General features: G+C 74.4%; 13 protein-coding genes. 6 read left to right on the plus strand and 7 right to left on the minus strand.

The features are described from left to right. Position 1: 1 nt before the first annotated feature. Positions 2 to 838 carry an NAD(P)H-binding protein gene (locus M8H82_RS06150; protein ID WP_250071418.1) on the minus strand — a complete coding sequence of 279 codons (837 nt, stop codon included), beginning with the start codon at positions 836 to 838 and terminating at the stop codon, positions 2 to 4. An 80-nt stretch (positions 839 to 918) separates the two neighbouring features. Here M8H82_RS06150 and M8H82_RS06155 point away from each other — a divergent pair, with 80 nt between their 5' ends. Together M8H82_RS06155 and M8H82_RS06160 are read left to right on the plus strand one after the other, a co-directional pair. Next, positions 919 to 1854 (plus strand): AraC family transcriptional regulator, encoded by a 936-nt coding sequence (locus M8H82_RS06155; protein WP_250071419.1) that lies wholly within the window; start codon positions 919 to 921, stop codon positions 1852 to 1854. Between the two features lie 4 nt (positions 1855 to 1858). Then, the gene (locus tag M8H82_RS06160; RefSeq protein ID WP_250071420.1) at positions 1859 to 2527 is read left to right on the plus strand and encodes a helix-turn-helix domain-containing protein; all 669 of its coding nucleotides are present in this window, start codon (positions 1859 to 1861) and stop codon (positions 2525 to 2527) included. Here M8H82_RS06160 and M8H82_RS06165 read toward each other — a convergent pair. Beyond that, on the minus strand, positions 2510 to 2908 hold the full coding sequence (locus tag M8H82_RS06165; RefSeq protein WP_250071421.1) for a VOC family protein: 399 nt from the start codon (positions 2906 to 2908) through the stop codon (positions 2510 to 2512). The two genes, M8H82_RS06160 and M8H82_RS06165, sit on opposite strands and share 18 nt — an antisense overlap. A 138-nt stretch (positions 2909 to 3046) precedes the next feature. Between M8H82_RS06165 and M8H82_RS06170 the strand changes: the two genes are divergently transcribed. Next, positions 3047 to 3691: a ThuA domain-containing protein gene (locus M8H82_RS06170; RefSeq protein WP_250071422.1), complete on the plus strand. Its 645-nt coding sequence runs from the start codon at positions 3047 to 3049 to the stop codon at positions 3689 to 3691. Here M8H82_RS06170 and M8H82_RS06175 read toward each other — a convergent pair. The 3 genes from M8H82_RS06175 to M8H82_RS06185 all read right to left on the minus strand — a co-directional run bounded on the left by M8H82_RS06175 (position 3669) and on the right by M8H82_RS06185 (position 6420). Then, positions 3669 to 4175: a hypothetical protein gene (locus tag M8H82_RS06175; RefSeq protein WP_250071423.1), complete on the minus strand. Its 507-nt coding sequence runs from the start codon at positions 4173 to 4175 to the stop codon at positions 3669 to 3671. The genes M8H82_RS06170 and M8H82_RS06175 overlap by 23 nt on opposite strands. A gap of 9 nt (positions 4176 to 4184) precedes the next feature. After that, positions 4185 to 5258, minus strand: coding sequence for a LacI family DNA-binding transcriptional regulator (locus tag M8H82_RS06180; RefSeq protein ID WP_250071424.1), 1074 nt, complete (start codon positions 5256 to 5258; stop codon positions 4185 to 4187). A gap of 142 nt (positions 5259 to 5400) precedes the next feature. After that, positions 5401 to 6420 carry a hydroxyacid dehydrogenase gene (locus M8H82_RS06185; protein ID WP_250071425.1) on the minus strand — a complete coding sequence of 340 codons (1020 nt, stop codon included), beginning with the start codon at positions 6418 to 6420 and terminating at the stop codon, positions 5401 to 5403. Positions 6421 to 6644: 224 nt separating this feature from the next. Here M8H82_RS06185 and M8H82_RS06190 point away from each other — a divergent pair, with 224 nt between their 5' ends. Further along, positions 6645 to 8225 (plus strand): carboxylesterase/lipase family protein, encoded by a 1581-nt coding sequence (locus tag M8H82_RS06190; protein ID WP_250071426.1) that lies wholly within the window; start codon positions 6645 to 6647, stop codon positions 8223 to 8225. Positions 8226 to 8677: 452 nt separating this feature from the next. Here M8H82_RS06190 and mmuM read toward each other — a convergent pair whose 3' ends face one another. Together mmuM and M8H82_RS06200 are read right to left on the minus strand one after the other, a co-directional pair. After that, on the minus strand, positions 8678 to 9586 hold the full coding sequence (gene mmuM, locus M8H82_RS06195) for a homocysteine S-methyltransferase (RefSeq protein WP_250071427.1): 909 nt from the start codon (positions 9584 to 9586) through the stop codon (positions 8678 to 8680). 36 nt (positions 9587 to 9622) lie between these two features. Continuing rightward, positions 9623 to 11281, minus strand: a complete 1659-nt coding sequence (locus tag M8H82_RS06200) for an FAD-dependent monooxygenase (RefSeq protein ID WP_250071428.1) — start codon at positions 11279 to 11281, stop codon at positions 9623 to 9625. 156 nt (positions 11282 to 11437) lie between these two features. On the opposite strand from M8H82_RS06200, the gene M8H82_RS06205 reads away from it, so the two are divergent. Further along, positions 11438 to 12850: an RICIN domain-containing protein gene (locus M8H82_RS06205; protein ID WP_250071429.1), complete on the plus strand. Its 1413-nt coding sequence runs from the start codon at positions 11438 to 11440 to the stop codon at positions 12848 to 12850. After that, positions 12832 to 13884, plus strand: a complete 1053-nt coding sequence (locus tag M8H82_RS06210) for a rhamnogalacturonan acetylesterase (protein ID WP_374211625.1) — start codon at positions 12832 to 12834, stop codon at positions 13882 to 13884. Before M8H82_RS06205 ends, M8H82_RS06210 begins: the two co-directional genes overlap by 19 nt. Positions 13885 to 13926 lie beyond the last annotated feature (42 nt).

The following is a 13926-nucleotide window of genomic DNA, read 5'->3' on the forward strand; positions in this document are numbered from 1 at the left end:
GTCACCCCTTCCAGGCGCCCGCCGCCGCGGCCTCCCGGGCGAAGTCCGCGAAGTCGCGGGGCTCCCGGCCCAGGACCTGCCGGACCCCGTCGGTGAGGTGGGCGTTGCGGCCGTCCAGCAGGGTCTCGAAGACCTCCACCAGCAGCTGTGCCTCCTCCGGCGGCACACCGAAGCCGGTCAGGTGCTCCCCGTACGCCCGCGCCGGCACCGGCACGTAATCCAGCTCGGCGCCCGTGGCCCCCGACACCTCCGCGACGGCCTGCCGGAAGGACAGCAGCCGCGGCCCGGTGACCTCCAGCGTCCGGCCCGCGTACCGGTCCCCGGCGGTCAGCACCGCCGCCACCACCTCCGCGATGTCCCGTACGTCGATGAACGGCTCCGCCACCTCCCCGGCCGGGAAGACCAGCCGCCCGTCCTCGCGCAGCCCGTCCGCCAGCGGGCCCTCGCTGAAGTTCTGGGCGAACCACGCCGCCCGTACGACCGTCCAGTCCGCGCCCGAGGACGCCAGCGCCTCCTCCGTCGGCAGCGCCTGGTCCTCGCCGCGCGCCGACAGCAGCACCAGACGCCGTACGCCGAGTCCGACCGCCTCCCGGGCCAGCGCCCCGACGCCCTCGGCCGCGGCCGGCGAACCCACGTCGGTCGGGTACATCAGGTACGCGGCATCGGCGCCGCGCAGGGCGTCCGCCCAGGTCGCCGGGTCCTCCCAGTCGAAGCCCCGGGACCGCGTCGCCTCCCGTACGTCCAGACCGGCCGCCCGTACGGCCTGCACCACCCGGCTGCCGGTACGGCCCGAGGCGCCGGTCACCATCACTGTCGCGTTGCGCGTGTGCGTCGTCATGGCTCAAGTCAACGGCCGCGCGCCCCAAGTCCCCATCGCCGAAAGGCTCATTCCCATGCGCACGCGTCTACGCTGGCGGCATGGATGCCCTGGCCGGCCTGCTGGAGGGCCCACGCGCGCGTGGCGCCTTCATGATCCGCGCGTGCTTCGACCCGCCCTGGGCCGTCCGCATCGAGGACCGCGCCCCGCTGACCGTGATGGTGATGGCCCGCGGCGAGGCGTGGATCGTGCCGGACACCGGGGAGCGGGTGCTGCTGCGCCCCGGCGATCTCGCGATCGCCCGCGGCCCCGACCCGTACACCTGCGCCGACGCCCCGGACACCCCGCCGCAGGCGCTGATCCTGCCGGGCGGGGAGTGCCGCTACCCCGACGGCCGCTCGCTCAACGGCGTGATGGACCTCGGCGTGCGGACCTGGGGCGACCGGCTCGACGGCGCGGCCGTCATGCTGATCGGCACCTACCTGTGGCAGGGCGAGGTCAGCGGGCGGCTGCTGGACGCGCTGCCGCCGCTGCTGACGCTCACGGCCGAGGTGTGGGACTGCCCGCTCACCCCGTTCCTCATGGAGGAGATCGTCCGGGACGAGCCGGGCCAGGAAGTGGTCCTGGACCGGCTGCTGGACCTGCTGGTCATCGCGGCGCTGCGGGCCTGGTTCTCCCGGCCCGAGGCGGCGGCGCCCGGCTGGTACCGGGCGCTCGCCGATCCGGTGGTCGGACGGGTGCTGAGGCTGGTGCAGGACGATCCGGCGCACCCCTGGACGGTGGCGTCCCTGGCGGCGAAGGCGGGGGTGTCACGGGCGGCGCTCGCCCGGCGGTTCACGGAGCTGGTCGGGGAGCCGCCGATGACCTACCTCACCGGCTGGCGGCTGGCCCTCGCCGCGGACGCGCTGCGGGACACCGGCGACACGCTCGAGGCGATCGCCCGCCGGGTCGGCTACGGCAGCGCCTTCGCCCTGTCCAGCGCCTTCAAACGGGTCCACGGGGTGAGCCCGCAGGAGCACCGGGCGAGGGGGACGTGACGCCGTGTACGAGGAACGGCCCTCCCGGCTCTCAGGCGCCGTCGTCTGGGCGAACACCTCGCCCGGCACCGGGCGCGTGCTCCCCGACGGCTGCATGGACCTGCTCTGGCACGAAGGCTGGCTGATCGTCGCGGGCGCCGACACCCGGGCCCACCGCACCGAGGGCGCGGCGGGCGACTGGTACGGCGTGCGCTTCTTCCCCGGTGCCGCGCCCGCCTTCCTGGGCGTGCCCGCGCACGAACTGCGGGACCGGCGCGTCGACCTCGCCGAGCTGTGGCCCGCCTCCGAGGTACGGCGGCTGTCGGGGCGGGTCGCAGCATCGGCCGACCTGCCGAGGGCGCTGGAGGACCTCGTCCTGGAGCGCGCCGAGCCGCCCGATCCCCTGCTGCGCCGGCTGGTCGGCGCCCTGGACGCGGGCCGGCCCGTCGCCGCCACCGCCGACGAGCTCGGTCTCGGCGCACGCCAGTTGCACCGGCGGGCGCGGGACGCGTTCGGGTACGGGCCGAAGACGCTGGCCCGCATCCTGCGCTTCAGGCGGGCCCTGCGCCTCGCCGCCGAGGTGCCGTTCGCCGAGGCGGCGGCCCGTGCCGGATTCGCCGACCAGGCCCATCTGGCGCGGGAGGTCAAGGAGTTGGCCGGGGTGCCGCTGGGTGAGCTACTCGGCCGCCGGTAGCGGCGCGAACAGGTCGACGCCGTTGCCGTCCGGGTCGTGCACGACCGCGTACCGCTGGCCCCAGAAGGCGTCCCAGGGCTTGAGCTCGCCGTGGTATCCGGCGCCGACCAGCTCCTCGTACACCGTGTCGACCTCGCCGGGGTGGTCGCAGAGCAGGGCCAGGGAGTGCCGGGACCCGGAGGGCGGCTGCCATCCGGGGTGGAGGGAGCGCGCCATCTCCTCGGTGTCGAGCATCAGCCGCAGCCCGCCGGGCAGTCCGGCCTCGGCGTGCGGCTCGTTCTCGGCCCCTTCGGGGAAGGCGAAGCCGAGGCGGCGGTAGAAGGTGACGGCGGCGGCCATGTCGGAGACCACCAGCCCGAAGGCGTCGAATCGCGGAGTCATGCCCCCACCGTAGGCAGCGGCCGGGCGCCGGTCTTGAAGAAAACGGACGGGAACCAGTCGGCATAGCCCACCGGACCGGTTGAGGCGAGAACGACCCGACCGGCCCGGCGGCCGGCCGGGGCCGTACGCTCGTCGGCCATGGGCCCGCGACTCCTCGTCTTCACCCGCACCACCGACTACCGGCACGACTCCATCCCGGCCGCCGTCGCCGCGCTGCGCACCCTCGGGGACTTCGCGGTCGACCACAGCGAGGACCCGGCCGCGCTCGCCGCGCCCCTGGAGCCGTACGCCGCCGTCGTCTTCCTCTCCACCAGCGGCGAGGTACTGACCCCGGCCGGACGGGAGCGGCTGGCCGGATACGTCGAGGCGGGCGGCGGATTCGTCGGGGTGCACGCGGCGGCCTGCACCGAGTACGGGTGGCCCTGGTACGGCGAGCTGCTGGGCGCCCGCTTCACCCGCCACCCGGACTTCCAGCCGGGCCGCGCCCTGGTCGAGGACCACGACCACCCGGCGACCCGCCACCTGCCGCCCGTCTGGGACTTCACCGACGAGTGGTACGACTTCGACACCAACCCCCGAGCGTCGGCGCGGGTGTTGCTGACCGCCGACGAGACGTCGTACGAGGGCGGCGGCATGGGCGCCGACCACCCCCTCGCCTGGTGCCGCGAACAGGGCGCCGGACGCGTCTTCTACACCGCCCTCGGGCACGCGGCCGAGGCCTACGACGACCCCGGCTTCCGCGCCCACCTGCGCGGCGGGATCACCTGGGCGGCGCGAGCCTGAACATCATCCCGCGCCAGCTCCACCCCGCCGCCAGCGCCGCCGCCCGCAACGGGTCCTTGACCTGCCGGGAGTCGAAGCGGAACGTCTCGACCTTCTGCCGCCGCCCGTCGGCGCCCCGCTCGTAGGCCCACTGCCGCTCGACCCAGTTCAGCTGCCCGACGGAGTGCCGGCGCGAAACCACCCAGCGCGGCGGGTTCCCGGCCCGCTTCACCTCCCACTGCTCGTCGACGCTGCGCACCTCGCGCCGCCCGGGGACCAGCAGCATCCGTGTCTTCACGGTCCGCTCCAGCCGGCCCGAGGCGAACGGCGGGATCCGCCACTCCGCCACCAGATCGGCCTTCTCCGCGGTCAGCGCGGTGCGTATGCGGTACGGCGCGTCCGGGCCGTTGAGCGCGAGCAGCGCGGCCCGGACGTCCGACGCCGACAGCGGCACGGCCCCGTCCTCGGGGTAGCAGGTGCCGGTCAGCCTGTCGATGAGACCCATCGGGTCAACCTATGAACGACCAGCGGGACATGCCAAACTCGGGGCGGCCGTGCTCGCCCGCTCCACCAGCCGTGTCGACAGTTCGGTACGGGTGCTCTCGGGCCGGTCCCCGGCCATCATCCGCACCAGCAGCCGCAGGGCCGTCGCCGCCATCTCGGACAGCGGCTGACGGACCGTGGTGAGCGCCGGGGTGATCCAGCGGGACTGCGGCAGATCGTCGAAGCCGACGACGCTGAGGTCGTCCGGGACGCTCAACTCCCGTGCGGCGAGGGCCGCGTACACCCCGTGCGCCATCCGGTCCGAGGAGACGAACAGGGCGGTCGGCGGCTCGGGCAGGTCCAGCAGCTCCCCGGTCCGGCGGCCGGCGAGGTCGGCGAGGTCCTCGTCGGAGCCCGCGTACCGGAGGTACTCGGGCCGGTGGCGCACGCCCGCCGAGGCCAGCGCCGAGCGGTAGCCGGCCACCCGGGCGCTGTCCGCCAGGGTGGCCCGGTCGCCGGCCACCACGGCGATCCGCTCGTGCCCGAGCGCCAGCAGATGCTCGGTCGCCGTCACCCCGCCCCGCCAGTTCGCCGCGCCCACCGACACCACGCCCGGCGGGGGTTCGACGACCGGGTCGATCATCACGAACGGGATGCTGTGCTGTTCGAGCCAGGCGTACTGGACGGGGGTCGGCTCGGTCCGGTCGAACAGCACTCCGGAGGAGCCGCGCGCGGTGAGCTTGTCCAGCCAGCCGCGCTCCGGACGGCCGGGCGTGGCCCGGGGCAGCCCGGCCGAGACGATCACCTCCAGTCCGGCGTCGTGGGCGGCCGCCTCGACCCCGTGCAGGACGGCGCCCGACCAGGAGCTGTCCAGTGTGTGCACCACCAGGTCGACGAAGCCGGGTGTCCTGACCCCGTCGAAGCGGGGTCTGCGGACGTAACCGAGCCGGTCCAGGGCCTCGGTGACCCGGCGCCGGGTCTCGGGCGCGACGTCCTCACGGCCGTTGACCACCTTGGAGGCGGTGGGCACCGACACCCCCGCCTCCCGGGCGACCACGGCCAGGGTCGGCCCCGCCGTCATGTGCGCCCTCCCCGTACGGACCATCCGGAACCACCTCTCCGGCCCGCCCGAGGGCCGTCGAACGTCTCGCCCAGCGCGATAGTAAGCGCTTCCTACCCTAGGTTCGCCGCAGGATCTGCGGAAGAGCCGCCGCTGCCGGAGCCGTCCGGCCGGGATCAGGTGCCGGTCACGCCACCCGGGTCAGGTCCGCGCGGCGTACCTCGTGAGCCGGGGCCTGACCGGCCGCCAGGCGTTCCAGTTCCGCCACGACCGTGCGGCCCAGGCGCTCCAGCTCGTTGCCGAGGGAGCCCGCGATGTGAGGGGTGAGGACGACGTTGGGGAGCCGGTACAGGGGGGAGTCGGCGGGCAGCGGCTCGGGTTCCGTCACGTCGAGGATCGCGCTGAGGCGCCCCGAGACCAGCTCGCCGGTGAGGGCGTCCGGGTCGACCAGGGCGCCTCGGGACGTGTTGATCAGGACCGCGCCGTCCCGGAGCAGCGACAGTCGGGCGGCGTCCAGCATGCGGTGGGTCCCGGGCAGGTCGGGGGCGTGCAGGGTGACGATGTCACTGCGGCTCAGGAGGGTCTCCAGCGGCACCGGTTCGGCGCCCAGGGCCGCCGCTTCCTGCGGGGTCGCGTAGGGATCGTGCAGCAGGACGCCGAAGTCGAAGGGGCGCAGCAGCTCCAGCAGGCGTCTGCCCACCCGGGAGGCGCCGATGACGCCGACGCGGCGGCCCAGGTTGCCGGTGCTCGCGGTGTCCGCGGGGGCCGGGAGGGTGTGGGTGGTGCGGTAGCGGTCCCGGTGGGCGAAGGCGTCCTTCCCCGCCAGCAGGATCATCGCCAGGGTGTACTCGGCGACCGGGACGGCGTTCGCCGCTGCCGCGCTGGACACGGTGATGCCGCGCTCCCAGACGTCGTCGCCGATCAGGTGGCGGACCGAGCCCGCGGCGTGCAGGACCGCGCGGAGGCGGGGGGCGGCCGTCAACAGGCCGGCGTCCAGCGGGGGGCACCCCCAGCCCGTGATCAGGACGTCCGCTTCGGCCAGCGCCGCGGCGGCCGACGGGGCGCCGAAGTCCTGCACGACCAGGGAGGGTTCGAGGACGCAGGTCTGCCCGAGCCGGGCCATGAGGGGCGGGGGGAAGAGCCGGGGGAGGTGGACGGGGTCCATCGCGAACACGGCCCTCAGGGGCTGCGGCGGGCGGCTGGGCATGGCTCTCCTGACGGGCTGATGGACACAGTCTCAGAAAGCGCCTTCTACCGTAGATCCGGCACGAAGGGCGGTCAATGAGACCACCGGCGCACCGGTGACCGGCCGCATTCCGGCGCCCTGGGGCACGTCGACCACCCGCACCGAGGCCGTCCCCCGGAATACACCCGGGCGATGTGATGCTCTGATGGAACCGGTGCGGGTCGTGGCGAAGGGCTGGTGGGCGGATGACGGCGGACCGGACTGACCCCGTGGTCGGCACCCCCTACGGGGCTGTGCGCGGCAGGTACGAGCGGACGGTCGCCGTGTTCCGCGGCATCCCGTACGCGGCGCCGCCCGTCGGGCCCCGCCGGTTCCGGCCGCCGCTGCCGCCGGAACCCTGGGACGGGGTCCGTGACGCGGGAGCGTTCGGGCCGACGGCGCCGAAACCGCCGTACTCCGAGGCCTTCGCGGAGTACCTGTCCGACCCGGTGGTGGCCGGGGACGACTGCCTGAACCTCAACGTGTGGACCCCCGATCCCGGCCCCGGGGCGCGACTGCCGGTCCTGGTGTGGCTGCACGGGGGCGCGCTGACCCGCGGTTCCTCCGCCGTGCCCGTCTACGACGGACGGCACTTCGCCCGGAACGGCATCGTGTTCGTGTCCGTCAACTACCGGCTCGGCGTGGAGGGTTACGGCCTCTTCCCGGACGCCCCCGCCAACCCCGGGCTGCGGGACCAGCTCGCCGCCCTGGAGTGGGTGCACGCCTCCATCGGGGCCTTCGGGGGTGACCCCGGCCGGATCACCCTGGCCGGGCAGTCCGCCGGAGCCATCAGCGTCGGAGCGCTGCTGGCCGCCCCGGGGACCCAGGGCCTGGTGCGGCGGGCGATCCTGCAGAGCGGGCCGCCCGAGGCGTCCGAGCGGGACAAGGTGCGCAAGGTGGTGCGCCGGATGGCCACCCGGCTGAGGATCCCCGCCACCGCGGCCGCCTTCGCCGAGGTCGACCGGGACCTGCTGCTGCGCACCCAGGCCGAGGCCGGCCGGCTCAGCAGCCCGGTGCTCGGCGGGCCCGCCTTCGGGATCGTCGTCGACGGCGACCTCGTGCCCCGCGACCCCCTGGAAGCCCTCGTCGACGGCGGGGTAGCGCGCGACGTGGAGCTGCTGACGGGCTGGACCAGCGAGGAGTACCGGCTGTGGCTGGTGCCCGGGGGACTGCTGGAGCGCGTCGACCGGCTCGGCCCGCTCGCGCTGGCCGGAGCCATGGCCCGCTGCCGCTGCGGTCACGAGGTGCCCCGCGGCTACCGCACCCTGCACCCCGGGGCCCGCACCGCCGAGATCGTCGGCCAGATGGTCACCGACCGCCTGCTGCGCAACCCGCTGCACCGACTGGCCGACTCCCGCCCGGACACCTCGTACGTGTACGAGTTCGCCTGGCCCTCCAACCGGCCGGGCCTCGGCGCCTGCCACGCCCTGGAGCTCGGTTTCGTCTTCGGCACCGGCGACGCCCCCGAGTCCGCGAAGCTGGCGGGTGCGGGCGCCCCGCCGGAACTCTCCGAGGCCATGCACGGCGCCTGGGTGCGGTTCGCCGAGCACGGCGACCCCGGCTGGCAGCACTGGGACGACACGCACCCGGTGCGGATCTTCGGTGCCGGCCCACCGCACACCGCGTACGGCCCCCGGGACCGCGAACTCGCCCTGTGGGCGGCCGACAGCACCCCCGAGGCACCCCCGCCCCAGCCACCCCCGGCCGAGGGCCCGCCCCTGCGCGGCCCGGAACTGCGCTCGGTCGTACGACGGCTCCGCCTCCCCGGCGCGGTCCGCCGCCACTGACCCCTGCGGGGCGCGACACGGGCCCGGGCTCCCGGCCCCGGTGCTTCCCGAGCCCACGCGGCAGCGCCGGCCGATCGCGGTGCCCGCGGGGAGTGCCAGGGGCTGCGGAGCTGTGCCGGGGCGGAACGGATCCGGTCTGCCGGGCGGGGTCGGCGCTCTCGACCGGGGCCGCCCCGGCGACTTCCGAGCTTGCCTCCGCGCTCACCCGGCAGCGCCTGCCGACCACCGTGCTGCCGGGGACTGCCTGGTGCTGCGGATCTGGGCTGCCGGGCGCAGGCGGTGCTCTGCACCCTGCGCCGCCCCGGCGATGTGCGCGCTTGCCTCCGGGCTCCCACGGCGGCAGCCGCCGATCACCGTGCTGCCGTGGACCACCCGGTGCTGCGGAGCCGGGGCTGCCGGGGAGTGGGCGTTCCCTGTTCCCGTGCTGCCTCCGGGCGGATGTGAGCGGGGGTCTATCCCCGTAGCGTCCTCGCGATTCCCGCGATCGACTCCGGGCCCACCCGGCAGCAGCCCCCGATCAGTCGGGCGCCCGTGTCGCGCCAGGTGTGGAGCCGGGCCGGGGTGAAGGTGGGCCGGCCCTGCCAGGTGCGGGTGCGGGCGTTCCAGGACTCGCCGCTGTTCGGGTAGGCCACCACCGGCTTGCCGGTGGTCCGGGCCGCCGTGCCGATGGCCGCGTCCACGTCCTGCGGCGCACAGCAGTTCACGCCGACCGCGATCACCTCGTCGGCGTCGGCGGCGAGCGCGAAGGCCTCCTCCAGCGGCTGGCCCGCGCGGGTGCGGTCACCGGCCACGGAGTACGACAGCCACACCGGGACCCCGAGTCCGCGTACCGCCCGCAGCAGCGCCCGCGCCTCGTCGGCGTCCGGGACCGTCTCCAGGGCCAGCACATCGGGACCGGCGGCGGCCAGGACCTCCAGCCGGGGGCGGTGGAAGCGCTCGAGTGCGTCGACGCTCAGGCCGTAGCGGCCCCGGTACTCCGAGCCGTCGGCGAGCATCGCGCCGTACGGGCCGACGGACGCCGCCACCCACAGCGGCCGCTCCGTCTGCGCCCGGCGGGCCGCCGCACGGGCCAGTTCCACGCTCAGCGTGAGCAGTTCGGCCGCCCGCTCCGGCCCGATCCCGCGGCCCGCGAACCCCTCGAAGGTGGCCTGGTAGCTGGAGGTGATCGCCACGTCGGCGCCGGCCTCGTAGTAGGCGAGGTGTGCCTCGGTGATCGCCTCGGGCCGCTCCGCGAGCAGCCGCGCCGACCACAGCTCGTCGCTCAGGTCGTGCCCGGCGGACTCCAGCTGGTTGGACATCCCGCCGTCGAGGACGACGGGACCGGCGGCGAGGGCCTCGGCGAGGGTGATGGCGCTGGTCATGTCCTGACGCTAGTCGAACAGCGGTCGAGCGGCCGGTCAGGCACATCGCCTGGGCGCGGTGACCGGCATGGGGGACCGGGCCGTTGCGGTGATCGCCGTCAGCGCCTCGCGCAGGGCCGCGCCGCCGGGCGGGCCGTCGGGCCAGCGGGCGCCGACATGGCCGTCCGGGCGCACCAGCAGCGCCCCCCGCGGTCCGAGGTCCGCCAAGCCCTCGGGGAGCCGCTCCACGCGCAGCGGCCAGGGCGCGGTGACCTGCCCCTGCCAGGCGGCGGGGTCGGGGGTGAGCAGGGTGAACCACTCGCCGAAGGTGTCGAGCGTGGAGCGTTCCGGCGCCAGCCAGAGGTGCGGCATGCGGTGACCGGGGCGCGTGGTGGGGACGTATTCCGTGCCCTCGTCCTCCGGCTCGGGCGGCGCGCCGCCGTCCCCGAGCACGGCGCCGGAGTCGTAGGCGACGCCGAGCACCAGCCCGAGCTGCGCGAAGTACCGCTCCGACCACGGCAGTTCGATCTGCTCCGGGTGTGCCGCCCCGGAGGCCGACTGTTCCCGGCGCCTGGCCTGCACCTGGAACATCAGCTCGGCGTTGGCCACCGCCTGGGCGAGCGTCCGGTGGGCGACGGGGCGCCGTTCCCTCTCGTAGCTGTCCAGCAGGCCCGGCCCGGCCCAGCCGCGCAGCACGCCCGCCACCTTCCAGCACAGGTTGTGCACATCGGCGAGCCCGGCGTTCATGCCGAGGCCGCCGACCACGGGCACCGCGTGGGCGGCGTCACCGGCGAGCAGGACGCGGCCGTGGCGGAAGCGCTCGGCGACGAACGCCTGCATCACCCAGTGCTGGACCCGCCGCACGTCCACCCGTACGTCGGGTCCGGTGCCGAGCGTGTGCCCGACGAGGCCCGCCCAGTCGGTGTGCCCGGTGTCCTCGGGGGTGGCACCGGCCCAGGCCCAGCCGCCCTCGGGGTAGAGCGGGATGACCGAGCCGTGCGCGGCCACGTAGACCCCGGCGGGGTGCCGGGCGCACCAGCGGTCGAGGTCGGCGTCGAAGACCACGGTGGTGAGGTGGGCGATGGCCCCGGGGCCGGCGGTGGCGATGCCGAGCAGGTCCCGGACGGTGGAGTTCGCGCCGTCGGCCGCGAGCACATAGCGGGCCCGTACCCGCGTGCGCGCGCCGCTCCCGCGGTCGACGAGGTGGGCCACCACCCCGTCCTCCTCCTCGGTGAGACCCGTGAGACCCGTGAGACCGTTGAGACCGGCGAGACCGCTGAGTCCCGTGAGACCGGTGAGTTCGACCCCGAACCGCGCCGGTGCGGACGCCGCCGCCAGCAGATGCGGTTCGAGCCGGTCCTGCGAGGTCATCACCCCGAGCGCCGGGCTCTCGGCCACCGGCGCGTCGATCCCGACCAGCGCCGCGGAGGCGAAGTCGGGGGCGGCCAGGGTCTCCCGGAAGCGGATCCGGCCGAACTCCGGCCCGAACGCGGTCGCCGTGACCTTCGCGTCGATCCCGAGCAGCCGGAAGATCTCCATCGACCGCACGTTGACCAGCCGGGACCGCGGGAAGGGCGACAACCGCCGGTGCTTCTCGACCAGCAGCACCCGCACGCCCCAACGCTCCAGCAGGGCGCGGGCGGTGAGCCCGACCGGCCCCGCGCCGACGACCAACACCTCTGTCTCGTCGTCCACGGGGACGCTGTGATCCTCCATGCCATTGATTTCATCACTTGTTGATTTCATGAGCAAGGGTGCGGAGGTCGTCCCGCCGGACCCGTTGACCTTCCCGTAACGCGCCCATACCTTTTCGGCGTTCGTCATGACAGATGTTGTTCGCAATGCCGAACCGTTCCGAGGAGAGTGCGTGAGATGAGACGTGCGTACGCCACCCTGCTCGCCCTCTGTCTGGCACTCGCCGGATCCCTGGCCACCGCCGGCCCCGCCCGGGCGGCGCCGATGACCGTCACCAACGGCACCCAGTTCACCGACACTTCGGGCGACCCGGTGCACGCGCACGGCGGTGGTGTCATCAAGGTCGGGGCGTACTACTACTGGTTCGGCGAGAACCGCAACGCCGACAACACCTTCCGGTACGTCTCCGCCTACCGCTCCACGGACCTGAAGAACTGGGAGTTCCGCAACCACGTCCTGACCGAGGCCACCCACCCCGAGCTGGCCACCGCCAACATCGAGCGGCCCAAGGTCATGTACAACGCGGCCACCGGCACGTTCGTGATGTGGATGCACAAGGAGAACGGCACCGACTACAGCGAGGCCCGCGCGGCCGTCGCCGTCTCCGGCACCGTCGACGGCGACTACACCTGGCGCGGCAGCTTCCGCCCGCTGGACCGGCACATGTCCCGGGACATCACGGTCTTCGCCGACACCGACGGCACCGGCTACATGGTCTCCGCCGCGCGGGACAACTACGACCTGCACATCTACCGGCTCACCGCCGACTACACCGGCATCGCCGCCCTGGTCGCCGACCCCTGGCACGGCGGCCACCGGGAGGCCCCGGCGCTGTTCAAGCGGAACGGCGTGTACTTCATGCTGACGTCCGGTGCCACCGGCTGGAACCCCAACCAGCAGCAGTACGCCACCGCGACGTCGCTGTCCGGCCCGTGGACGGCCATGAGGAACATCGGCGACAGCACGGCTTACGGCTCGCAGACCGCGTACGTCCTTCCCGTGCAGGGCACGTCGGCCACCTCCTACCTGTACCTCGGCGACCGCTGGGGCAACTCCTTCGGCGGGACCGTCAACGACTCCCGGTACGTGTGGCTGCCGCTGACCTTCCCGAACGCGACCACCCTGTCGACGGCCTGGACCCCGGAGGTCACGATCGACACGGCCACCGGCTCGCTCACCGGCACCGGCGCCACGTACCAGTCGCTGACCGCCCGGCACTCCGGCCGGTGCGCCGACGTGACCGGCCAGTCGCAGTGGCAGGGCGCCCAGCTCAAGCAGCACGACTGCAACGGCGGCGGCAACCAGCGGTTCTGGTTCAAGCCCGTCGGCGGCGGCTACTTCCAGCTGATGGCCCGGCACAGCTCGCTGTGCGTCCAGGAGAACGCGAACACGGTGACGCAGGAGACCTGCGCCGCCTCGGCGGCCGGCCAGCAGTGGTCGCTGACCACCACCGGCTCCAACGTCACCGTCGTCTCCCGCGCCACCGGCGAGTGCCTGGACGTGAACGGCGCGTCCACCGCCAACTCCGCCCCGATCATCACGTACACCTGCAACGGAGGGACGAACCAGCAGTGGACGCGCGCAAGTTGAGACGCCTGGGCGTCACCCTGCCGGCGGCCGTGGCGCTGAGCGCAGCGCTCGGCGCGGTCCCTGCGCACGCCGGCGAACCGGCATCGGGACCCGGCAACTGCACCGCCACCGCCTGCCACTTCGACCTCCCGCCCGGGACGTACGACGTGAAGGTGCTGCTGGGCGGTGCGTCGGAGTCGAGCACGGCGATCACCGGCGAGACCCGGCGCGCCCTGCTCCCCGAGACGGCGGCGGGCGCCGGTGAGCGCGTCGCCCGCAGCTTCACCGTGCAGGTCCGCACCCCCGAGGGCGAGCCCACCGGCGCCGCCGGAACCCCGGGACTGGACCTGACTCTCGGCGGCTCGGCCCCCGCCCTGGCCGGCGTCCGGGTCACCCCCGCCCGGCACGCCCGCCAGATCCACCTAGTCGGCGACTCCACGGTCTGCGACCAGCCCGGCGAGCCCTACTACGGCTGGGGGCAACAGCTCCCGCAGTACCTCCGCAAGGGCCTCTCGGTCGCCAACCACGCCGATTCCGGGGAGAGCACGGTCACCTATCTCGGGAACCCGCTGCTGTGGGCCGGCGTCCAGCCGCAGATCCGGCACGGCGACCTCGTTCTCGTCCAGCTGGCGCACAACGACAAGACCACCGACGAGGCCACGTACCGTGCCAACCTGGAGGCCCTGGTGGCGGGCGTGCGCGAGCGGGGCGGCGACCCCGTGCTCGTCACTCCGGTCGTGCGGCGTTGGTTCAGCGCCGACGGCACGCTCGACAACGGCACCGCGCTGCTGGTGAACGGCCTGGGCGTGGACCATCCGGCGGTCGTCCGGTCGGTCGCCGCGGCCCAGGGCGTGCCGCTGATCGACCTGACGGCGAGGACGAAGGCGCTGGTCGAGTCCCTCGGCGTGGAGGGCTCCAAGTCCCTCTACCTGTACGACGAGAAGCGGGACAACACCCACACCTCGGTGCGGGGTGCCACCGCCTACGCGGAGCTGGTCCGCGACGAACTCCTCGTCCAGGGGCTGGTGCCCGAGGGCATGGTGAGGGTGGGATGAACCCCTGGGGCGCCTCGACCGGAACCGGGGCGCCCCAGGCTT

The sequence above is a fragment of the Streptomyces sp. YS415 genome (assembly GCF_023544665.1).
Classification (GTDB): domain Bacteria; phylum Actinomycetota; class Actinomycetes; order Streptomycetales; family Streptomycetaceae; genus Streptomyces.

Excerpts from the sequence above, each read along its gene's own strand:
- M8H82_RS06150 (WP_250071418.1), bottom strand. The coding sequence starts at position 838 with ATGACGACGCACACGCGCAACGCGACAGTGATGGTGACCGGCGCCTCG.
- M8H82_RS06155 (WP_250071419.1), top strand. The coding sequence starts at position 919 with ATGGATGCCCTGGCCGGCCTGCTGGAGGGCCCACGCGCGCGTGGCGCC.
- M8H82_RS06165 (WP_250071421.1), bottom strand. The coding sequence starts at position 2,908 with ATGACTCCGCGATTCGACGCCTTCGGGCTGGTGGTCTCCGACATGGCC.
- M8H82_RS06170 (WP_250071422.1), top strand. The coding sequence starts at position 3,047 with ATGGGCCCGCGACTCCTCGTCTTCACCCGCACCACCGACTACCGGCAC.
- M8H82_RS06175 (WP_250071423.1), bottom strand. The coding sequence starts at position 4,175 with ATGGGTCTCATCGACAGGCTGACCGGCACCTGCTACCCCGAGGACGGG.
- M8H82_RS06180 (WP_250071424.1), bottom strand. The coding sequence starts at position 5,258 with ATGGTCCGTACGGGGAGGGCGCACATGACGGCGGGGCCGACCCTGGCC.
- M8H82_RS06185 (WP_250071425.1), bottom strand. The coding sequence starts at position 6,420 with ATGCCCAGCCGCCCGCCGCAGCCCCTGAGGGCCGTGTTCGCGATGGAC.
- M8H82_RS06190 (WP_250071426.1), top strand. The coding sequence starts at position 6,645 with ATGACGGCGGACCGGACTGACCCCGTGGTCGGCACCCCCTACGGGGCT.
- mmuM (WP_250071427.1), bottom strand. The coding sequence starts at position 9,586 with ATGACCAGCGCCATCACCCTCGCCGAGGCCCTCGCCGCCGGTCCCGTC.
- M8H82_RS06200 (WP_250071428.1), bottom strand. The coding sequence starts at position 11,281 with ATGGAGGATCACAGCGTCCCCGTGGACGACGAGACAGAGGTGTTGGTC.
- M8H82_RS06205 (WP_250071429.1), top strand. The coding sequence starts at position 11,438 with ATGAGACGTGCGTACGCCACCCTGCTCGCCCTCTGTCTGGCACTCGCC.